The sequence below is a fragment of the Aminobacter sp. P4_H6_2 genome (assembly GCF_056400805.1).
In genome coordinates this window covers 1-19209 of the sequence record NZ_JBFUKO010000041.1, presented here as the reverse complement: position 1 = coordinate 19209, position 19209 = coordinate 1, and the positions used below count along the sequence as shown (strand labels likewise).

The 19209-nt window shown below is 63.0% G+C and carries 21 protein-coding genes; 5 read left to right on the top strand and 16 right to left on the bottom strand.

Going from position 1 to position 19209, the window contains the following annotated elements:
* Positions 1-216: 216 nt before the first annotated feature.
* From trmD to rimM, 4 genes are read right to left on the bottom strand one after another with little or no spacing between them, the layout of a single operon-like run.
* Positions 217-921, bottom strand: a complete 705-nt coding sequence (gene trmD / locus AC1DUU_RS05755) for a tRNA (guanosine(37)-N1)-methyltransferase TrmD (protein WP_476782459.1) — start codon at positions 919-921, stop codon at positions 217-219.
* 26 nt (positions 922-947) lie between these two features.
* Positions 948-1364, bottom strand: coding sequence for a type II toxin-antitoxin system HicB family antitoxin (locus AC1DUU_RS05750; protein ID WP_476782458.1), 417 nt, complete (start codon positions 1362-1364; stop codon positions 948-950).
* Between the two features lies 1 nt (position 1365).
* Entirely contained in the window at positions 1366-1554 is a 189-nt protein-coding gene (locus tag AC1DUU_RS05745; RefSeq protein ID WP_476782457.1) for a type II toxin-antitoxin system HicA family toxin, read from the bottom strand.
* 56 nt (positions 1555-1610) lie between these two features.
* Positions 1611-2213, bottom strand: coding sequence for a ribosome maturation factor RimM (gene rimM, locus AC1DUU_RS05740; RefSeq protein WP_476782456.1), 603 nt, complete (start codon positions 2211-2213; stop codon positions 1611-1613).
* A 69-nt stretch (positions 2214-2282) separates the two neighbouring features.
* On the opposite strand from rimM, the gene AC1DUU_RS05735 reads away from it, so the two are divergent.
* The 3 genes from AC1DUU_RS05735 to AC1DUU_RS05725 all read left to right on the top strand — a co-directional run bounded on the left by AC1DUU_RS05735 (position 2283) and on the right by AC1DUU_RS05725 (position 4906).
* A complete protein-coding gene (locus tag AC1DUU_RS05735; protein WP_476782455.1) occupies positions 2283-3221 on the top strand; it encodes a tyrosine recombinase XerC in 939 nt (312 codons plus the stop codon).
* A 69-nt stretch (positions 3222-3290) separates the two neighbouring features.
* Positions 3291-4361: a TraB/GumN family protein gene (locus AC1DUU_RS05730; RefSeq protein ID WP_476782460.1), complete on the top strand. Its 1071-nt coding sequence runs from the start codon at positions 3291-3293 to the stop codon at positions 4359-4361.
* Positions 4362-4585: 224 nt separating this feature from the next.
* Positions 4586-4906, top strand: coding sequence for a hypothetical protein (locus AC1DUU_RS05725; RefSeq protein ID WP_476782454.1), 321 nt, complete (start codon positions 4586-4588; stop codon positions 4904-4906).
* Positions 4907-4978: 72 nt separating this feature from the next.
* On the opposite strand, the gene lpdA is transcribed toward AC1DUU_RS05725, so the two are convergent.
* The 10 genes from lpdA to mdh form a co-directional block, all read right to left on the bottom strand.
* Positions 4979-6385, bottom strand: a complete 1407-nt coding sequence (lpdA, locus tag AC1DUU_RS05720; protein ID WP_476782453.1) for a dihydrolipoyl dehydrogenase — start codon at positions 6383-6385, stop codon at positions 4979-4981.
* 26 nt (positions 6386-6411) lie between these two features.
* Positions 6412-7167, bottom strand: a complete 756-nt coding sequence (locus tag AC1DUU_RS05715) for an SDR family oxidoreductase (protein ID WP_476782452.1) — start codon at positions 7165-7167, stop codon at positions 6412-6414.
* The gene (locus AC1DUU_RS05710; protein WP_476782451.1) at positions 7164-7658 is read right to left on the bottom strand and encodes a hypothetical protein; all 495 of its coding nucleotides are present in this window, start codon (positions 7656-7658) and stop codon (positions 7164-7166) included. Before AC1DUU_RS05710 ends, AC1DUU_RS05715 begins: the two co-directional genes overlap by 4 nt.
* The gene (locus AC1DUU_RS05705; RefSeq protein ID WP_476782450.1) at positions 7658-8302 is read right to left on the bottom strand and encodes a LysE family transporter; all 645 of its coding nucleotides are present in this window, start codon (positions 8300-8302) and stop codon (positions 7658-7660) included. Before AC1DUU_RS05705 ends, AC1DUU_RS05710 begins: the two co-directional genes overlap by 1 nt.
* The gene (locus tag AC1DUU_RS05700; RefSeq protein ID WP_476782449.1) at positions 8299-8757 is read right to left on the bottom strand and encodes a VOC family protein; all 459 of its coding nucleotides are present in this window, start codon (positions 8755-8757) and stop codon (positions 8299-8301) included. The genes AC1DUU_RS05705 and AC1DUU_RS05700 overlap by 4 nt, the downstream gene beginning before the upstream one ends.
* Before the next feature lie 67 nt (positions 8758-8824).
* Positions 8825-10078 carry a 2-oxoglutarate dehydrogenase complex dihydrolipoyllysine-residue succinyltransferase gene (gene odhB, locus AC1DUU_RS05695; RefSeq protein ID WP_476782448.1) on the bottom strand — a complete coding sequence of 418 codons (1254 nt, stop codon included), beginning with the start codon at positions 10076-10078 and terminating at the stop codon, positions 8825-8827.
* Between the two features lie 23 nt (positions 10079-10101).
* Entirely contained in the window at positions 10102-13089 is a 2988-nt protein-coding gene (locus AC1DUU_RS05690) for a 2-oxoglutarate dehydrogenase E1 component (protein ID WP_476782447.1), read from the bottom strand.
* Positions 13090-13212: 123 nt separating this feature from the next.
* Positions 13213-14109, bottom strand: a complete 897-nt coding sequence (gene sucD / locus AC1DUU_RS05685; protein WP_476782446.1) for a succinate--CoA ligase subunit alpha — start codon at positions 14107-14109, stop codon at positions 13213-13215.
* A 4-nt stretch (positions 14110-14113) separates the two neighbouring features.
* Positions 14114-15310 carry an ADP-forming succinate--CoA ligase subunit beta gene (gene sucC, locus AC1DUU_RS05680; protein WP_476782445.1) on the bottom strand — a complete coding sequence of 399 codons (1197 nt, stop codon included), beginning with the start codon at positions 15308-15310 and terminating at the stop codon, positions 14114-14116.
* An 11-nt stretch (positions 15311-15321) separates the two neighbouring features.
* On the bottom strand, positions 15322-16290 hold the full coding sequence (gene mdh / locus AC1DUU_RS05675) for a malate dehydrogenase (protein ID WP_476782444.1): 969 nt from the start codon (positions 16288-16290) through the stop codon (positions 15322-15324).
* Positions 16291-16519: 229 nt separating this feature from the next.
* On the opposite strand from mdh, the gene AC1DUU_RS05670 reads away from it, so the two are divergent.
* Both AC1DUU_RS05670 and AC1DUU_RS05665 read left to right on the top strand, forming a co-directional pair.
* Complete coding sequence (locus AC1DUU_RS05670) at positions 16520-16795, top strand: hypothetical protein (RefSeq protein WP_476782443.1); 276 nt, start codon at positions 16520-16522, stop codon at positions 16793-16795.
* The gene (locus AC1DUU_RS05665) at positions 16765-16962 is read left to right on the top strand and encodes a GNAT family N-acetyltransferase (protein ID WP_476782442.1); all 198 of its coding nucleotides are present in this window, start codon (positions 16765-16767) and stop codon (positions 16960-16962) included. Before AC1DUU_RS05670 ends, AC1DUU_RS05665 begins: the two co-directional genes overlap by 31 nt.
* Before the next feature lie 110 nt (positions 16963-17072).
* Here AC1DUU_RS05665 and AC1DUU_RS05660 read toward each other — a convergent pair whose 3' ends face one another.
* Both AC1DUU_RS05660 and AC1DUU_RS05655 read right to left on the bottom strand, forming a co-directional pair.
* The gene (locus tag AC1DUU_RS05660) at positions 17073-17780 is read right to left on the bottom strand and encodes an outer membrane protein (RefSeq protein ID WP_476782441.1); all 708 of its coding nucleotides are present in this window, start codon (positions 17778-17780) and stop codon (positions 17073-17075) included.
* Between the two features lie 301 nt (positions 17781-18081).
* The gene (locus AC1DUU_RS05655) at positions 18082-18762 is read right to left on the bottom strand and encodes an outer membrane protein (RefSeq protein ID WP_476782440.1); all 681 of its coding nucleotides are present in this window, start codon (positions 18760-18762) and stop codon (positions 18082-18084) included.
* Positions 18763-19209: the final 447 nt, after the last annotated feature.

Below are 19209 nucleotides of genomic sequence, written 5' to 3'. Positions count from 1 at the left end.
CTCCCATCCTTGCCTAATCGGGCTTCGCTTGCGGCCCTGGCGACTGTTCGGGGTCGATGGAACGGCGGACGAAGACCCAAGCTCTCCCACGGGCTTGGTGTCCCAAAGGAACTTCGGTCTCCCGTCCGCCACCGCACCGCTAGCAATAGCAGATGCGGCAACGTTCAAGTTACAAGGGTAAGGGTGAGGGGCAGCGTTGAGGTTGGAGAATTCAGCTTACCGCTTCTTCTCCGCCCGCCCGGCCCAAAGATCCGGCCGCCTGTCAGCCGTCAGCTTCTCCGCTTCGGCGCGTCGCCATTTTGCGATCTTGCCGTGATTGCCCGAGGTCAGCACCTCGGGGATCACCAGGCCCTCGAATTCCTGCGGCCTTGTGTAGTGCGGATGCTCCAATAGCCCGCCCTCGAAGCTTTCCTCGTCGCCCGACACCTCGTTGCCCATCACCCCGGGCAAAAGCCTGACGACCGCGTCGAGCAGCACCAGGGCCGCCGGCTCGCCACCTGACAAAATGACGTCGCCCACCGAAATCTCTTCCAGCTCACGAGCGTCGATGACGCGCTGGTCGACGCCTTCAAAACGTCCGCACAGGATCACTGCACCCGGGCCGGCGGCCAACTCGCGCACCCGTTCCTGGGTCAGCGGCTTGCCGCGCGGGCTCATCAGGATGCGCGGGCGCCCATCGCCCTCGGGCGAAGCATGGTCGATCGCCTTGGCTAGAATGTCGGCGCGCATCACCATGCCTGCGCCGCCACCTGCCGGCGTGTCGTCGACAGTGCGGTGCTTGTCGGTAGCGAAGTCGCGGATCTGCACCGCTTCGAGCGCCCAGTCGCCACGCTCCATCGCCCGCCCCGCCAGCGACACTCCCAGCGCCCCGGGAAACATCTCAGGATAAAGCGTGAGCACGGTTGCACGAAAGCCCGGCAAGCCTCTCTCTTCAGAATTCGCCACGATCAGCCACGCGCCTTTCGTTTTTCTTCACGCTCGATCTCGTGCTTGGCGGCCACAGCCAAGAAGCCAGAGCGCGTGTAACCCGACTTTTGTGCAAACACGTCGATCTGCTTGAGCACATCCTCGGAAAAGGTGACGTTGACCCTGATGGAGCGTTGGTCCAGCGGCGGCGCCTTGACCAGGATGGCGACACCGTCGCGGTTCTCCGCAACACTCATTACGTCTTCCAGCGACGTCGGCTCTGGGATAGGCTCGCCGTCTTCCATCATGCCTTCGATATGCAGCGCCAAGGCCTCTTCGGCACCGGCACGCGCGTCGTCGAGCGTCGGACCGGCCGACACGCAGCCCGGAAAATCGGGGAACGAAACGCCGTAGTCGCTGTCGGCATCCTTGTGGATGAGAGCAATGTAATTGGCCATGCTATTTCAGCCTGATCCCGGATTGTTTCTCGATGCTGCGCAAGGTCCCCAAAGGGATGTCGCTCCTGGGGTCCGGCACGGTAACCCTGCCTTTCTTTGCAGGATGCTTGAACTGGACGTGGCTGCCCTTGCGCGCCACCTCAACCCAACCGTCCGCCACCAGCAGTCTGATCACCTCACGGCTGCGCATGATGTGTATCTATACACATAGAAGACGCAATTCAAGACAAGCGAAGCCTGGCCTGCCTAGCGATTACCTCCGGCGTCCTTTGGTCCACGCGGACGGCCCTTGTCTTCGAACTCGCCGTCGGAAGGCGCGTTCGCGTCGTCTTCATCCTCAACCAGCCCGGCAGCGACAATGTCGATACCAACAAAGCCGCCTGATATGTCGACCACCGGCACCGCAGCTTTAGTGAACGGGATCAGCACGCCCCTGCGGCCCTGATACTGGATCTCCAGAATGTCGCCGCCGCCGAAATTCTGCACGGCAAACACCTTGCCGACCGGCTCGCCATTTTCGTCGCGAACCGCAAGCCCAACCAGATCGGTGTGGTAGAACTCGCCCTCGTCGCCATCGTCGGGAAGTGCCGAACGGTCGACGAAAAGCTCGGTGTTGGTCAGCGCTTCAGCCGCATTGCGGTCGTTGACGCCCTTGAAGCGCACCACCACCACCTCATTGGCCGGACGGATGGCGGCGATCTCGAAGGCGCGGCCGTCCTTGGCATAAAGYGGCCCATAGTCGGCCAAGGCCAGCGGGTCGCCGGTAAACGCCTTGACGCGCAGTTCGCCCTTGATGCCGTGGGCCGCGCCGATCACGGCCATCTGGATAGGATTTTGGGGTTTGGCCATCGCCTGCTTCACTGCTTGCTAACTTCACTCGTTCAACACTGCCATATTCCAATCGGACACCCGCTGCCAATGCAGGAATTCCTCATCGCCGCAAAACCCGACCTCCAGTCGGCCCGCGAGGGCTGGCTGAAGTCGCTTGCCGGCGAGCGGCGGCTGTCGGCGGCGACGGTCGATGCCTATGAACGCGACACGCGCCAGTTCCTGCAATTCCTCACCGGCCATAACGGCGGTGCGCCCGGCATATCCGACATCCGCGACCTGCGCCCAGCCGATCTGCGCGGCTTCCTCGCCTCCCGCCGCGCCAATGGAGCCGGCGCCCGCACGCTCGGACGCGGGCTGGCCGGGGTGCGTTCGCTGCTGCGCTTTCTCGAACGCCAGGGCCTGGTCAACGCCGCAGGCTCCGCTGCCTTGCGTGCACCCAAGCAGCCGAAGTCGCTGCCCAAGCCGCTGACGGCTGTTGACGCCAAGCGCGTCGTTTCGGCCGGCGAACAGCTTGCCGAAGAGCCATGGATCGCCGCGCGCAACGCCGCGGTCCTGACCCTGCTCTATGGAGCTGGCCTGCGCATTTCCGAGGCGCTCAATCTCACCGCCACCGAACTGGCCTCGCCCGACGACACGGTGCTGCGCATATCAGGCAAGGGCGGCAAGACACGTCTGGTGCCGGTGCTGCCGGTGGCGCTCGCAGCGGTTGCCGAATACCGAAAACTTTGCCCCTATCATCTCGATGCCAATGGCGCCCTGTTTCGCGGCGCGCGCGGCGGCAAGCTCGACCCGGCGATCATCCAGCGTGATATGCGCAAGATGCGCTCGGCCTTGAACCTGCCGGACACGGCAACGCCGCACGCACTGCGCCATTCCTTCGCCACCCACCTTCTTGGCCGTGGCGGCGACCTGCGCACCATCCAGGAGTTGCTCGGCCACGCCTCCTTGTCGACCACCCAGATCTACACCGGCGTCGACACCTCCCGGCTACTAGAGATCTACGAAGCCGCCCACCCGCGCGCCTGACACTGAAGCCCAACAATTGTCGCAGCCGAATTAACCGTTTTGCCGCTTTTGGCGGCTACACAAATGACCATGAGACGCACGACCGACTTCACCGACCGCGCCGCGACTTTCTCGCTGAAGCTGCTTGCAGCGCTCAATGTGCTGTTCTTCATCTTGTTCTTTGCCGTGGCGTTCCTGCTCGCCGGCAAGGCGCATGCCGAAGCCCCCGCCTGCACCGGCTCGGATATGCTGACGGAGCTTGCCAAGAACGATCCGACGCTTCTGGCAAAGATCGAGGCCGAGGCGAAGGACACGCTCAACGGCCAGGGCCTGTTGTGGAAACTGGAAAAGCCGGGCCAGAAGCCGTCCTGGCTCTATGGCACCATGCATGTCACCGACCCGCGCGTCACCAAGCTAGAGCCCGCCGCTCAAACGGCCTTCGACGGCGCCCACACGCTGGTCATCGAGACCACCGACGTGCTCGACCAGAACGCCATGCTCGCCAGCCTGATGAAGCAGCCCGAGCTGATGATGTTCACCGATGCCACGACGCTGCCCTCGCTGCTGTCGCCGGAAGACGCCAAGATCGTCAATTCCGCACTTGAATCGCGCGGCATTCCACCTGCAAGCGTCACCAAGATGAAGCCGTGGATGCTGTCGGCGATGGTCGCCCTGCCGGCCTGCGAGCTCGCCCGCAAGGCAGGCGGCGCGCCGGTGCTCGACATTCTTCTCGCCCAGCAGGCCAAGGCCGCGGGCAAGGACGTCAAGGGCCTTGAGACCGCCGCCGACCAGCTTTCGGCGATGGCCTCGCTGCCGATGGAGTTCCATATCAAGGGTCTCGTCGAGACCCTCAAGCTCGGCAGCCGCATGGACGACGTCATTGAAACGATGGTCGTGCTCTATGAGCGCGGCGACACCGGCATGTTCTGGCCGCTGTTCCGCGACGCCTTGCCCAGCGGCAGCTCTGACGATTCCGGCTACGCTGCCTTCGAAGAAGCGATGGTGACGACGCGCAACAAGACCATGGTCGAGCGCGCCGACCCGCTGATCAGTCAAGGCGACGCCTTCATGGCTGTCGGCGCGCTGCATCTGCCCGGCCCCGACGGGCTGGTCGAGCTGTTCCGCAAGGCCGGCTACACGGTCACATCAGCCGACCGCTGACGTCCCGTCGTCAGGCCGGTCTGTCGGGCGAACACCCGCGCTCAATGGCGGTCGCCGCCACCTCAGTCGAGCGCCGTTCCGCTGCCTTGGTGGCGTGGCCGAAAACGCTGCCGCTGGAACGTTCATTTCGAAAACTTCACGTCATTGTGAAACCGAAATGCATTTCACGCGTTGATTGCGATGTTCACGCAATGATTGCGGAGCGCAAGCTGAGGGAGATCTCAATGGTGAACAATCCAGATCCAGTACGTCCACCGGCCAGCCAGTCGGGCATGGGGAGCACGTGGCTCATAGCAATCATCGTCGTGCTGCTCGCCGCTGTGGCCTATTATATCTTCGGCCCCAAGCGCGCGGTAGCTCCGGTCATCGAGCCACCGGCCGCCACGGCACCTGCACCATCAACCACCGCTCCAGCCGCGCCAGCGCCAGCACCTTCCGGCACGATGGCCCCTGCCCCCGCAGCGCCTTCTGGCGGCACCACCACGGCACCTGCACCTTCAGGTGGCACCACCACGGCACCTGCCCCGGCAGCCCCCGCAAACTGAGGTCCATGCCCTCAAACGCAAACGGCCCGCTCATCGAGCGGGCCGTTTCGTTTTTGGCGATGTTCGCCGGTCCTACATGTGGATCGGCTTGAAGAAAGTGGCGAGCGCTGCCTCCTTCACCGCTTCAGACATCGTCGGATGCGCGTGGCAGGTGCGGCCGAGATCTTCCGACGAACCGCCGAACTCCATCAGCACCGCTGCCTCGTGGATCATCTCGCCGGCGCCGAAGCCGACGATGTGCACGCCCAGCACCTTGTCGCTATCCTTGTCGGCCAGCACCTTCACAAAGCCGTCAGTGTGCAGCATGGCGCGTGCACGCCCGTTGGCGGTGAACGGGAATTTGCCAGCCTTGTAGGCGATGCCGGCCTTCTTGAGCTCTTCTTCGGTCTTGCCGACAGAGGCGACTTCCGGGCTGGTGTAGACCACGCCGGGGATGACGTCGTAATTCACGTGACCGGCCTGGCCAGCGATGATCTCGGCTACCGCAACGCCCTCGTCCTCGGCCTTGTGCGCCAGCATCGGGCCAGCGACCACGTCACCGATGGCATAGATGCCCGCAACGTTGGTGCGCAGATGGCCGTCGGTCTTGACCCGGCCGCGCTCATCCATCTCAACGCCGGCTTCCTTCAGGCCGAGGCCGTCGGTGTAGGGCCGGCGGCCGGTGGCAACCAGAACGACATCCGCCTCAATGCTCTCCGCAGCACCGCCCTTGACCGGTTCGAAGGTCACGACAGCGCCCTTCTTGGCCTTGGCAACGCCGGTCACCTTGGAGCCGAGCTTGAACTCGAACCCTTGCTTGGCCAGCATGCGCTGGAACTGCTTGGCAACGTCGCCGTCCATGCCGCCCAGGATGGTGTCGAGATACTCGACCACCGTCACTTTGGCGCCGAGGCGCGCCCACACCGAGCCGAGCTCGAGGCCGATGACACCGCCGCCGACCACCACCAGATGGCCCGGCACCTTTTCCAGCGACAGCGCACCCGTCGAGGAGATGATCACCTTCTCGTCGAAGGCGACGTCGACGCCTGGAATACCGGCAACATCGGAGCCGGTGGCAATCACGATGTTCTTGGTCTCGATCTCTTCGACCTTGCCGTCCTCGCCAACGACCGCAACCTTGCCGGCGGCGACCACCTTGCCGGTGCCCCTGAAGCTGTCGATCTTGTTCTTCTTGAACAGGAACGACACGCCGGTCACGTTGGAGGCAACCGTCGTATCCTTGTGCGCCATCATCTTCTTGAGGTTCATCTTCGGCGTGCCGACCTCGACGCCGAGCGCGTCGAACGAATGCTGCGCCTCGGCCAGCATCTCGGAGGCATGCAAAAGCGCCTTGGAGGGAATGCAGCCGATGTTCAGACAGGTGCCGCCGAAGGTCGCGTTCTTCTCGACCACGGCGACCTTCAATCCGAGCTGTGCCGCCTTGATGGCGCACACATAGCCGCCTGGGCCCGATCCGATAACGACGACGTCATATGCCATGAATCCTGTCCTTCTTGCCTGGGCGGTCAGCGGCCGCCACTCACGTTCAAAATTGAGCCCGTCGTATATGATGCCTCATCCGACAAAAGCCAGATGACGGCATGTGCGACTTCTTCGGCCTTGCCTTCGCGCTTCATCGGCACGAAGCCGCGAATGGCGGCGATTCGGTCCGGCTGGCCGCCGGAAGCGTGGATTTCGGTGTCGATGATGCCGGGGCGCACCGCGTTGACGCGCACGCCCTCGGTCGCAACTTCCCGGGCAAGCCCGATGGTGAAGCTGTCGATCGCACCCTTGGAAGCGGCATAGTCGACATATTCGCCGGGCGAACCGATCAACGCCGCAGCCGAGGAGATGTTGACGATAGCGCCACCCGCACCACCATGCAGGCTCGACATGCGCTTCACCGCCTCGCGGGCGCACAGGATCGAGCCCACCACATTGATGCGCATCATGCGCTCCAGCCGCGCCAGGTCCATTTGGTCGACACGGGCTTTCATGTCGACGATACCGGCATTGTTGACGAAGGCGTCGAGCCGGCCATAGGCGGCGTCGACAGCTTGGAACAAGCCAAGCACGTCAGCCTCGTTGCCGACATCGCCCTTGACGGCGAACGCCTCGCCACCGGCAGCCTTGATCTCTGCCACCAGCGCATCGGCGGCATTCACGTTCGACGCATAGTTGACCGCAACGCGGTAGCCGGCCTTGGCGGCCAACCGGCAGATGGCGGCACCGATGCCCCGGCTGCCGCCGGTCACCAGCAGAACTTTGCCTTGAGCACTCATTCCTGGCACCCCTTTATCTCGAACACGTCCCACGGCACTTTGGAAAACCCGTCCGGGCCATAGGCGGCGGAGGTCCTGAGCGAATGGCCGAGGTCGGAGAAGATCAGCTTCTTCGGCGCTGCCGCCTCGGTCCGCTCGCGCGGCAAAAGCCCGACATTGCCTTGCTCGTCAACGCTGTAGATCACGCCCTGCCACACCGTGCAGGCCTCGATCTCCTCGCCGGTCACATCGCCTTCCGGGCACTGGTGCATCAGCATGCCGTTCGGCCGCGCCACGTCCTGCGACCACATCACCACGCCGTCGAGCACGACGTCACCGTCCAGCACCATCTTGAAGCTGTTGGTCACGACAGCCGATTCCAGCGTCGGCCTGAAGTCGATCTCGGCAACCTTGTCGCGGTCGCCATAGACAGCAAGCTCGATCGGGCATGCCGCATGGGCCGTCGTCGCCGACGCCATCGCCACAGCCGAAATGAGCGCTGCCAGCCGCATCAGCCGGTCTGTACCGTGGCGAGCTTCAGGCCAAGCCCGATGAAGATCATGCCGGTCGCCTTGTTGAACCAGCGGCCCCAGGCAACGAAGCGCTCGCGCACCGAAGCCATGGTGAAGAACATCGACACGCCGACGAACCATGCGATCAGCACCACCGCCATCAGCAGGCCATAGACACCCTTCACCGCAGCAGGCGTCTCATGGCTGACCATCGCGGTAAACAACGGCAGGAAAAACAGCACCGCCTTGGGGTTGAGCGCGTTGGTGACGAACCCCGTCAGGAAGCAGCGCACGGCCGAAATTTCCTTGGCCTGGTCGGCACCCTCTTGCACATCGACTGAAGCCAGCTCCATCGGGCCGGCGCGCAACGCCTTGATGCCGAGATAAAGCAGATAGGCAGCACCAGCCCACTTGATCAGCGAAAACAGCAGCAGCGACTTCGACACGATCAGCCCGATGCCCAAAATGGTATAGCTGACGTGGAACAGCAGCGACACGCCGATGCCGAAGCTGGTGATGATGGCGGCACGGCGGCCATGCACCACGCTCTGGCGCACCACCATGACGAAGTCTGCGCCCGGCACCACCATCAGCACCGAAAACACAGCCAGCAGGCCGGCAAATTCAAAAGCGTATTGCGTCATGGCCTGTCGTCCTTCACCGGCGCACCCAAAAGCGCATTGCCCAAAGCTGCACTGAATGCCCAGACATGGCCGAACGGGTCCTGGATCTTGGCGTAGCGGGCGCCCCAGAACATGTCGTCGGGCTGCATGGTGATCTTGGCCCCGGCAGCCGCCGCGCGCTCGACGGCGGCGTCCACCTCACCCGGCAGCTTCAGATTGATGTTGACGGTCATGGTGGCACCGCCCCGCGTCTGCGGCGACAGCACGTCTGCGCCGAATTCGGGAAACTCGTCGTGCAGCATCACTTCGCCGCCGAACATGGCAAGGTTCGCATGCATCACGCGAACCCCGTCATCGGCCATCTGCTCGAAGGTCTCGACCGCGTCGAACGCCTTTTCGTAGAAGGCGATCGCGGCCTTGCCGCCCTTGACGCACAGATGCACCTGGATTGGAGGAATTTCCGGTTCGAAAGCCATGATCCGGTCCTTTCGGGCAGAAGGCTAGAGAGCGGGTCTGTTCAAACCCGCTCTACACGCCTCAGCCTCAGAGGTCGAGAACCAGACGTTCCGGATCTTCCAGGCTGTCCTTGACGCGCACCAGGAAGGTCACGGCTTCCTTGCCGTCGACGATGCGGTGATCGTAGGAAAGGGCCAGATACATCATCGGACGGATGACGATCTGCCCGCCGACCACGACCGGACGATCCTGGATCTTGTGCATGCCCAAAATGCCCGACTGCGGCGCATTCAGGATCGGCGTCGACATCAGCGAACCATAGACACCACCATTGGAGATGGTGAAGGTGCCGCCCTGCATGTCGGCGACCGACAGCTTGCCATCGCGCGCGGCAAGGCCGAGCCGGCCGATTTCCTTCTCGATCTCGGCGATCGACATCTGGTCGGCATCGCGCACGACCGGAACCACCAGGCCCTTTTCGGTGCCGACGGCGACGCCGACATGGGCGAAGTTCTTGTAGATGATGTCGGTGCCATCGATCTCGGCGTTGACGGCCGGGATTTCCTTCAGCGCATGCGTCACCGCCTTGGTGAAGAAGCCCATGAAGCCGAGCTTCACGCCATGCTTCTTTTCAAAGACGTCCTTGTACTTGGTGCGCAACGCCATCACGGCGCTCATGTCGACCTCGTTGAAGGTGGTCAGCATGGCAGCCGCCGACTGCGCTTCCTTGAGGCGGCGCGCGATCGTCTGGCGCAGCTTGGTCATGCGCACGCGCTCTTCGCGCGGTGCATCGACAGCGCTTGAGGGGACGCGCGCGACCACCGGGGCAGCAACCGGAGCAGCGGCGGGCACGGAAATGCCCTTGGTGATGGCGTCGAGCACGTCGCCCTTCAGCACCTGGCCGCGCTTGCCCGATCCGGCGACCTGATCGACCGACAGGTTGGTCTCGGCGAGCAGCTTGGCGGCAGCCGGTGCCGGCGGCATCTTGCGTTCTTCAATCGCCGTGGCGCCTGCAACCGAGGCGGTCTGCGCCACGGCTTCCTTGACGGTCGAGGCCGTCGCCTGGGCCACAGCCGCCGGCTTTGCAGCAGCAACTGCGCCGTCGCCGGCACCGATGGTGCCGAGCAGCGCGCCGACGCCAACGGTCTCGCCTTCCTTGACGGTCAGCTCGACCAGAACACCGGCGGAAGGTGCCGGCACTTCGATGGTGACCTTGTCGGTTTCGAGTTCAACCAGGGGCTCGTCGGCGACGATCACGTCGCCAGCCTTCTTGAACCACTTGCCGATCGTTGCCTCGGACACGGATTCGCCGAGGGTAGGGACACGGATTTCGGTAGCCATTTTTTGCCTGTCCGTTCTTTAAGTTATTCGCCGAGGGCGTCGTCGAGGAACGCCTCGAGTTGTGCCTTGTGCTTGGACATCAAGCCCGTCGCCGGAGAGGCGGCGGCCGGACGGCCGGTGTAACGCACGCGCTGGTGCTTGGCGTCGATATGGGCGAGTACCCATTCCAGGTACGGGTCGATGAACGACCACGCACCCATGTTCTTGGGCTCTTCCTGGCACCATACCATTTCCGCGTTGCGGAAGCGGCTGAGTTCGGTGATCAGCGCCTTGGCCGGGAACGGATAGAGCTGCTCGACGCGCAACAGATAGATGTCGTCGATGCCGCGCTTCTCGCGCTCCTCATAGAGATCGTAATAGACCTTGCCGGTGCAGAGCACGACGCGGCGGATCTTCGAATCCTTGACCAGCTTGATCGGCTCGTTGTCGAGATACTGGGCGTCGTCCCACAGAAGACGGTGGAACGAGCTCTCGCCCGAGATCTCCGACAGCGAAGACACCGCCCGCTTGTGGCGCAGCAGCGACTTCGGCGTCATCAGGATCAGCGGCTTGCGGAAGTCGCGCTTCAGCTGCCGGCGCAGGATGTGGAAGTAGTTGGCCGGCGTCGTGACGTTGGCCACCTGCATGTTGTCTTCAGCGCAGAGCTGCAGGAAGCGCTCAAGGCGTGCCGACGAATGCTCCGGCCCCTGGCCTTCATAGCCGTGCGGCAGAAGGCAGACGAGACCCGACATGCGCAGCCACTTGCGTTCGCCCGAGGAGATGAACTGGTCGAACACCACCTGCGCGCCGTTGGCGAAGTCGCCGAACTGCGCTTCCCACAAGGTCAGCGCCTTGGGCTCGGCCAGCGAGTAGCCGTATTCGAAGCCGAGCACGGCCTCTTCCGAGAGCATCGAGTTGATGACCTCGTAGCCGGCCTGTGCCGCCGACAGGTTGTTGAGCGGAATGTAGCGTGTCTCGTCCTTCTGGTCGTACAGCACCGAATGGCGCTGCGAGAATGTGCCACGCTCCGAATCCTGGCCGGAAAGGCGGATCGGGTTGCCGTCGAGCAGGATCGAGCCGAACGCCAGCGCTTCCGCCGTCGACCAGTCGATGCCTTCGCCCGATTCGATCATCTTGCGGCGCGTTTCGAGGAAACGGCTGATCGTCTTGTGCGCCTCGAAATCGGCAGGCACCTCGGTCAGCTTCTTGCCGATTTCCTTCAGCGTCTTGACCGGCATGGCGGTCTTGCCGCGACGCTGTTCGTCCTGGTTGTCGGCCGTGCGCAGGCCCGACCAGGCACCATCCAGCCAGTCGGCCTTGTTGGGCTTGTAGGCCTGGCCGATCTCCCACTCGGTTTCGAGATGCGCACGCCAGTCGGCGCGCATCTTGTCGAGCTCGGCCTGGGCCATCTGGCCATCCGCGATCAGCTTGTCGGCATAGATCTGCACCGTGGTCTTGTGGGTGCGGATGTTGCGGTACATCAGCGGCTGGGTGAACGCAGGCTCATCGCCTTCATTGTGGCCAAAGCGGCGGTAGCAGAACATGTCCACGACCACCGGCTTGTGGAACTTCATGCGGAATTCGGTCGCGACCTTGGCCGCGAACACCACCGCTTCCGGATCGTCGCCATTGACGTGGAAGATCGGCGCTTCGATCATCTTGGCAACGTCGGACGGGTAAGGCGACGAGCGCGAGAAGCGCGGGTTCGTCGTGAAGCCGATCTGGTTGTTGATGATGAAATGCAGCGTGCCGGCAACGCGATGGCCGCGCAGGCCAGACAGGCCGAGGATTTCGGCGATCACGCCCTGGCCGGCGAATGCGGCATCGCCGTGCAGCAGAAGCGGCATCACCTTGGCACGCTCTTCCTGCGGCACGATCTCGCCACGCGCACGACCAAACAGCTGGTCCTGCTTTGCGCGTGCCTTGCCCATCACCACGGGATCGACGATCTCGAGATGCGAGGGATTGGCCGTCAGCGACAGGTGGACCTTGTTGCCGTCGAATTCGCGGTCCGAGGAAGCGCCGAGATGGTACTTCACGTCGCCCGAGCCTTCGACGTCGTCAGGCGCGTAGGAACCGCCCTTGAACTCGTGGAAGATGGCGCGGTGCGGCTTGGCCATGACCTGGCTGAGCACGTTGAGGCGGCCGCGGTGGGCCATGCCGAACACGACCTCCTTGAGGCCGAGCGAACCACCGCGCTTGAGGATCTGCTCGAGTGCGGGGATCAGCGCTTCGCCGCCGTCGAGGCCGAAGCGCTTGGTGCCCTTGTACTTGACGTCGATGAATTGCTCGAAACCCTCGGCCTCGACCAGCTTCTGCAGGATCGCCTTCTTGCCTTCGTCGGTGAAGGCGATCGCCTTGTCGGGTCCCTCGATGCGGGCCTGGATCCATGCCTTCTCCTCGGGATCGGAGATGTGCATGAACTCGACGCCGAGCGTCGAGCAATAGGTGCGCTTGAGGATTTCGAGCATGTCGCGGATGGTCGCGTATTCGAGCCCGAGCACATGGTCGATGAAGATCGGCCGGTCGTAGTCGGCTTCGGTGAAGCCATAGGCCTCGGGCGACAGCTCGTTATAGTCTTCGAGCGGCTTGGCGATGCCCAGCGGATCGAGATTGGCGTGCAGATGGCCGCGCATGCGGTAGGCGCGGATCATCATGATCGCGCGCACGGAATCGCGCGTCGCCTGGAGCACATCGGTCGGCGAAGGGGCAGCGCCGGCGGCGACAGCCTTGTCCTTGACCTTCTTTTCGATGAGCTTTTCGACCATGCCCCAGTTGCCGTCGAGCGCGGAAACCAGTTCGCCATTGGCCTGCAGCGGCCAGCTCGGCGTCGACCACGAAGCGCCCTTGGCGTTCTTGCGGATGTCGACGGCGTCGTCCTTCAGCGCCGAAAAGAAATCGCGCCACTCGGGATCGACCGCTTCGGGGTCATCGAGATAGGCGGCGTGAAGCGCCTCGATATAGTCGGCATTGCCGCCATAGAGGAACGAAGTGAGGGAAAATTGGTCGTTGGCCTGATCTGATCGTGCCATCTTATCGCTCGGAGCCTCTGGCTCCGTCTCCTTTGTCAAAAGGGAGTAGGGGAGTAAGGCGGTAGGGCATTAGGTTCGATTACCTTACTGCCCTATTGCCCTACTCCCCTATTGCCTTAGCCCTTAGCCCTTGATCGCCTCGACCAGCGTAGTGCCGAGACGTGCCGGCGATGGTGACACGCGGATGCCCGCTGCCTCCATGGCCGAAATCTTGTCTTCCGCGCCGCCCTTGCCGCCCGAGATCACGGCACCGGCATGGCCCATGGTGCGGCCTTCCGGTGCTGTGCGCCCGGCGATGAAGCCGGCCATCGGCTTCTTGCGGCCGCGCTTGGCTTCGTCGATGAGGAACTGCGCTGCGTCCTCTTCGGCCGAGCCGCCGATTTCGCCGATCATGATGATCGACTTGGTTTCCTCGTCGGCCAGGAACATCTCGAGCATGTCGATGAATTCCGTGCCCTTGACCGGGTCGCCGCCGATGCCGACAGCCGTCGACTGGCCGAGACCGGCGTTCGTCGTCTGGAACACCGCTTCATAGGTAAGCGTGCCGGAGCGCGAAACAACGCCCACCGAACCCTTGCGGAAGATGTTGCCCGGCATGATGCCGATCTTGCACTGGTCGGGCGTGACGATGCCGGGGCAGTTCGGCCCGATCAGGCGCGAGGTCGAGCGGTCGAGACGCGCCTTGACCTTGATCATGTCCATGACCGGAATGCCTTCGGTGATGCACACGATCAGCGGGATCTCGGCGTCGATCGCCTCGATGATCGCAGCAGCGGCACCCGCCGGCGGCACATAGACCACGGACGCGTTGGCGCCGGTCTTTTCCTTGCCTTCGGCAACCGTCGAGAAGATCGGCAGCGGCACGGAGCCGTCCCACTTCTCGCCGCCCTTCTTGGGGTGGATGCCGCCGACCATCTTGGTGCCGTGATAGGCCAGCGCCTGCTCGGTGTGGAACGAACCGGTGTTGCCGGTCAGGCCCTGCACCAGGATCTTGGTGTTCTTGTCGATGAGAATGGACATTGGCTCAGTTTCCCTTCACCGCGGCGACGATCTTCTTCGCCGCATCATCAAGGTCGTCGGCGGAAACGACGTTCAGCCCGCTCTCGTTGATGATCTTCTTGCCAAGCTCCGCATTGGTGCCTTCRAGGCGSACCACYAGCGGRACCTTSAGSCCGACTTCCTTGACSGCSGCSAKCACGCCCTCGGCGATGATGTCGCATTTCATGATGCCGCCGAAGATGTTGATCAGGATGCCCTTCACGGCCGGATCGGCGGTGATGATCTTGAACGCCGCCGTCACCTTCTCCTTGGAAGCGCCGCCGCCGACGTCGAGGAAGTTGGCGGGTTCGGCACCGTAGAGCTTGATGATGTCCATCGTCGCCATGGCGAGGCCGGCACCGTTGACCATGCAGCCGATGTTGCCGTCGAGCGCCACGTAAGCGAGGTCATATTTCGACGCCTCGATTTCCTTGGCGTCTTCTTCGGTGGTGTCGCGCAGCTCGAGCACGTCGGGGTGACGGAATAGCGCGTTGTTATCGAACGACACCTTGGCGTCGAGCACGCGCAGGCGGCCGTTCTTCATGACGATCAGCGGGTTGACCTCGAGCAGGCTCATGTCCTTGTCGACAAACGCCTTGTAGAGGATCGGAAACAGCGTCTCGCCGTCGCTTGCTGCTTCGCCCGAAAGCTTCAGCGCCGCATTCAGCGCCTTGAGATCGTCAGCGGTCACGCCCTTTTCCGGGTCGATCGCAACGGTGATGATCTTTTCGGGCGTATCATGCGCCACAGCTTCGATGTCCATGCCGCCTTCGGTCGAAACCACGAAGGCGACGCGGCCGACGGAACGGTCGACCAGGATCGACAGGTACAGTTCGCGGTCGATGTCGGCGCCGTCTTCGATGTAGAGGCGATTGACCTGCTTGCCGGCCGGGCCGGTCTGCTTGGTCACCAGCGTGTTGCCGAGCATTTCCTTGGAAAACGCCACGACCTCTTCGATCGACTTGGCGAGACGCACGCCGCCCTTGGCATCAGCCGGCAGTTCCTTGAACTTGCCCTTGCCGCGGCCGCCGGCGTGGATCTGGCTCTTCACGACATAAAGCGGACCCGGCAGCGCCTTGGCCGCCGCTTCCGCCTCTTCGATCTTGAACACGGGCACGCCGTCAGCGACGGGCGCACCGAAACCCTTCAAGAGCTGCTTGCCCTGATATTCGTGGATGTTCATGCGCTTGATCCTTACTTCGTGGCGAGGTTCGGCGCGATGGCGACGCAGGCTTCGCAAAGGCCCTTCACGGCCTCGACCGACTTTTCGAACATCTTCTGCTCGGCCTTGTTGAAGTCGATCTCGATGATGCGCTCGACGCCGCCGGCACCAATCACCACCGGCACGCCGACATACATGTCCTTGATGCCATACTGGCCCGACAGATGCGTTGCGCAAGGCAGCACGCGCTTCTTGTCCTTGAGATAGGCCTCGGCCATGGAAATCGCCGAAGATGCCGGAGCGTAGTAGGCCGAGCCGGTCTTGAGCAGGCCGACGATCTCGCCGCCGCCCTTGCGGGTGCGCTCGACGATGGCGTCGAGCTTTTCCTGGCTGGTCCAGCCCATCTTGATGAGGTCCGGCAGCGGAATGCCGGCAACCGTCGAATAGCGCACCATCGGCACCATGTCGTCGCCGTGGCCGCCGAGCGTCATGGCGGAGACGTCTTCGACCGAAACCTTGAACTCTTCAGCCAGGAAGTGGCGGAAGCGCGCCGAGTCGAGCACGCCGGCCATGCCGACGACGTGGCTCTTGGGCAGGCCCGAGAACTTCTGCAGCGCCCAGACCATGGCGTCGAGCGGGTTGGTGATGCAGATGACGAACGCCTTGGGGGCATACTTCTTGATGCCGGCGCCGACCTGTTCCATCACTTTGAGGTTGATGCCAAGCAGGTCGTCGCGGCTCATGCCGGGCTTGCGCGGCACGCCTGCGGTGACGATGCAGACATCGGCGCCTTCGATGCCGGCATAATCGTTGACGCCGGTGAAGCGCGAGTCGAAGCCGTCGACCGGCGAGGACTGGGCGATGTCGAGGCCCTTGCCCTGCGGGGTGCCTTCGGCAATATCAAACAGAACCACGTCGCCGAGGTCTTTGAGGCCGATCATATGGGCGAGCGTGCCGCCGATCATGCCGGAGCCGATGAGGGCTATCTTGTTGCGTGCCATGAAGGAATTTCCCTTTGCCTTTAACGACGCCGTGGCGGCGGGTGGAGTAGGTTTGGGCCAGAGAGGCTGCGAGAATGTAGCCAGAAATAGCGGCTCGCAATAGCTCCGTGGCCAAAAAAATTCAACCGATTATTTCGACATCAACTATTTCAATCGGTTAGAAACAACGGGATTTACGTAAACGTCAAAGTTTTGTGACGACTTTACGAAGAAATGGTGAAGAAGCACGATGCCATCCATTGTAATCCGCAGGCTTTCTCCCGGCGACGAACACCTGCTCGACAATGTCGCCGACGACGTCTTCGACGAAGCCGTCGATCCGGCACGGCTCACTGCCTGCCTTGCTTCCCCAGGCCATCTTCTTTTCGTGGCCCTCGATGATGGCCAGGTTGTGGCACAGGCCGCCGGCATGGTTCACCGCCATCCCGACAAGCCTACGGAGCTTTATGTCGACGAGGTCGGCGTCTCGCCGGCATGGCAACGCCCGGCATCGCCAATCTGCTGATGGACGCGCTCTTCGCCGCCGGCCGCGAGGCAGGCTGCGAGGAAGCATGGCTCGGCACCGAGCTGGACAATGTCCCTGCCCGAGCGCTGTACGCCGCGCGCAAGGAACCGGCAGGCCCGGCGGAAACCTTCGTCATGTATGTCTATGATCTCAACGTGGACGGCTGACCGACCGCGCCCATTGATTTTCGCCCTGGCGTGGAAAATGTCTCCACGCTTGCCACGGGCAAACAAAAACCCCGGCACAAGGCCGGGGCTTTGGGTCGGCAAAAGCCTGATCAGAACTTGTAGGCGAGACCGACGCGAACATCGTTGGTGGTCACCCCGACCTCGCCGGCAGCCAGCCCATCGGACATATCGAAATTGCCGAAATCCGTGTAGCGATACTCTGCCCGGCCGATCAGACTGTCGGTAAATGCGTATTCGAGACCCGCGCCGAGCGTCCAGCCGACCATCGTATCGTCGGCCGAGGCCGCAGTCACGCCCGCAGCGGTGAACCTGGTCGCATCGACGCCGCCAAATGCCAGGCCACCGGCGATGTAAGGCAAGAACCGATCCATCGCATAACCTGCCTTCATGCGCAGGGCGCCGGTCCAGTTGAGCTGATAGTCGACGCCGGCATCGAACGGCCCGGTAACGCCGTTGAGCGCTGCCTCGCCAAAGCCGTCGGCATTGGTCCAGGCGATATCGCCATCCACGCCGAGCACGACATTGTTGGTGAATTGATAGTTGTATCCGGCATAGATGCCGCCGAGCCAGCCATCGATACTGCCATCGGCGGAAAGGCCGGGAAGGCCTTGGACTCCAAAGGACCCGTCGCCCCAGAGATAGCCCGTCTGCACCCCGAAATAACCGCCGGTCCAGCTGAAGATGGGCGGCGCAACCTCTATAGGCACAGGTGGGGCCTCAACCACCGGCATGTCGGCCGCGGAAGCCACGCCAGCAAGGCCAAGCAAAAATGCGGAAGTAAGGAACACTCGTTTCACGGCTACGCTCCATATCAGCCCCACCTAATACATATCACAACTACCGGCTTTGGACACCCGATCGATCGTTCGGCTCCGCCTGTAGCCTTGCGGCAACAGTTCCGGTGTCGGCGCGGGCATCAAGGGCCGCGCACGGAGGTCGGAGTGGCCCCGGAAAGATGGCCGGATTGCCGCGTTCCGGCTCGTGCGTTGCGTGGAACTTTTTTCCACGGATGGAGCTGATTTCTTTCTGCCCGGCAGACCGCACCCCAAAAAAAACCCCGGCGCGAGGCCGGGGTTTGGGTTTGCAGCCGCGCTACCCTCAGAACTTGTAGGCGACGCCGAACCGAACGTCGTGCGTGTTGAGCTCCGCGGTTGCGAGCGGAGTCAGATCGAAATCGCCGAAATCCGTATAGCGATACTCGACGCGGCCGATGAGATTGTCGGTAAAGGCGTAGTCGACACCGGCACCGGCAGTCCATCCGACCATCGTGTCACCCATGATCGGGCTGATCGGAAAGCCATCGTCGATGGCATGGACGTTGACGTCAGCGAACGCAACGCCGCCGGCAATGTAGGGCAGCAGCCGATCCATCGCGTAACCGACCTTCACGCGCGCCGCGCCGGACCAGTTGAGCTCATACACGTCGCCGATCTCGGGTGGCGGAAGCGGGACACCGAAGGGATCATACGCCTGCCCGAAACCATCGGCATTGCCGACCGTAAGATCGGCTTCGACACCGATTACGACCTGGTTCGCCAGTTGATGGTTGTAGCCGGCATAAACGCCGCCAAGCCAACCATCGACATCGGGCTCGGAATTCCAGCCGGTTGCAGCCGTCGTCCGCCCATTGCCCCAGAGATGACCGGCCTGCACACCGGCATATCCGCCGGTCCAGACGAAGGTGCCCGCCGGCTGGGCCGCGGATGTGACATCCGCAGCCAGTGCGGCACTGGTGGATACGGCAATCAGCCACGCCGCCCCAAACGTCATCAATTTCATTCGCCTCTGCTCCTTCGCTATTTTCGACTCACGCAAGGGGAACCCTGCAGCTTGGCGACATGCCCCGCAGCTTCAGTCAGGGGAATACGGCAGATGGCGTATATCGCCAGAGGTCGACGCGGGCAGCACTCGACCTGTCACCATCTGTCAGCATCAAGCGTGGATAGCCGGCCCAATTTTTCCACGCCCCTCCGACCTGCCGTATCATTCACCTTGCGATCTTCCACGGGACCCCGGTGCGCACCGGGCAGCGGGGGGAAGCGCCGGTGCCGGGCTGGCAGGAGGCCGGATCTCCTGCTGGGTGATGAGCCCCCAAGCCCGGGCCTTGCGGCGGCTGGCGGTGAAAGCCGAGGCGACTGAGCGGGGCAAGAACACCGAGCGGGGCGCGAACGTCGCGCCACATATTATCAATCGGAAGGCACGGCCTCGCGCCCCGCTTCCCGAACT

Excerpts from the sequence above, each read along its gene's own strand:
- lpdA (WP_476782453.1), bottom strand. The coding sequence starts at position 6,385 with ATGGCATATGACGTCGTCGTTATCGGATCGGGCCCAGGCGGCTATGTG.
- AC1DUU_RS05665 (WP_476782442.1), top strand. The coding sequence starts at position 16,765 with ATGGCAACGCCCGGCATCGCCAATCTGCTGATGGACGCGCTCTTCGCC.
- AC1DUU_RS05715 (WP_476782452.1), bottom strand. The coding sequence starts at position 7,167 with ATGAGTGCTCAAGGCAAAGTTCTGCTGGTGACCGGCGGCAGCCGGGGC.
- AC1DUU_RS05690 (WP_476782447.1), bottom strand. The coding sequence starts at position 13,089 with ATGGCACGATCAGATCAGGCCAACGACCAATTTTCCCTCACTTCGTTC.
- sucD (WP_476782446.1), bottom strand. The coding sequence starts at position 14,109 with ATGTCCATTCTCATCGACAAGAACACCAAGATCCTGGTGCAGGGCCTG.
- AC1DUU_RS05655 (WP_476782440.1), bottom strand. The coding sequence starts at position 18,762 with ATGAAATTGATGACGTTTGGGGCGGCGTGGCTGATTGCCGTATCCACC.
- AC1DUU_RS05745 (WP_476782457.1), bottom strand. The coding sequence starts at position 1,554 with ATGCGCAGCCGTGAGGTGATCAGACTGCTGGTGGCGGACGGTTGGGTT.
- AC1DUU_RS05710 (WP_476782451.1), bottom strand. The coding sequence starts at position 7,658 with ATGCGGCTGGCAGCGCTCATTTCGGCTGTGGCGATGGCGTCGGCGACG.
- AC1DUU_RS05750 (WP_476782458.1), bottom strand. The coding sequence starts at position 1,364 with ATGGCCAATTACATTGCTCTCATCCACAAGGATGCCGACAGCGACTAC.
- AC1DUU_RS05670 (WP_476782443.1), top strand. The coding sequence starts at position 16,520 with ATGCCATCCATTGTAATCCGCAGGCTTTCTCCCGGCGACGAACACCTG.
- odhB (WP_476782448.1), bottom strand. The coding sequence starts at position 10,078 with ATGGCTACCGAAATCCGTGTCCCTACCCTCGGCGAATCCGTGTCCGAG.
- AC1DUU_RS05725 (WP_476782454.1), top strand. The coding sequence starts at position 4,586 with ATGGTGAACAATCCAGATCCAGTACGTCCACCGGCCAGCCAGTCGGGC.
- AC1DUU_RS05705 (WP_476782450.1), bottom strand. The coding sequence starts at position 8,302 with ATGACGCAATACGCTTTTGAATTTGCCGGCCTGCTGGCTGTGTTTTCG.
- mdh (WP_476782444.1), bottom strand. The coding sequence starts at position 16,290 with ATGGCACGCAACAAGATAGCCCTCATCGGCTCCGGCATGATCGGCGGC.
- AC1DUU_RS05730 (WP_476782460.1), top strand. The coding sequence starts at position 3,291 with ATGAGACGCACGACCGACTTCACCGACCGCGCCGCGACTTTCTCGCTG.
- AC1DUU_RS05735 (WP_476782455.1), top strand. The coding sequence starts at position 2,283 with ATGCAGGAATTCCTCATCGCCGCAAAACCCGACCTCCAGTCGGCCCGC.
- AC1DUU_RS05700 (WP_476782449.1), bottom strand. The coding sequence starts at position 8,757 with ATGGCTTTCGAACCGGAAATTCCTCCAATCCAGGTGCATCTGTGCGTC.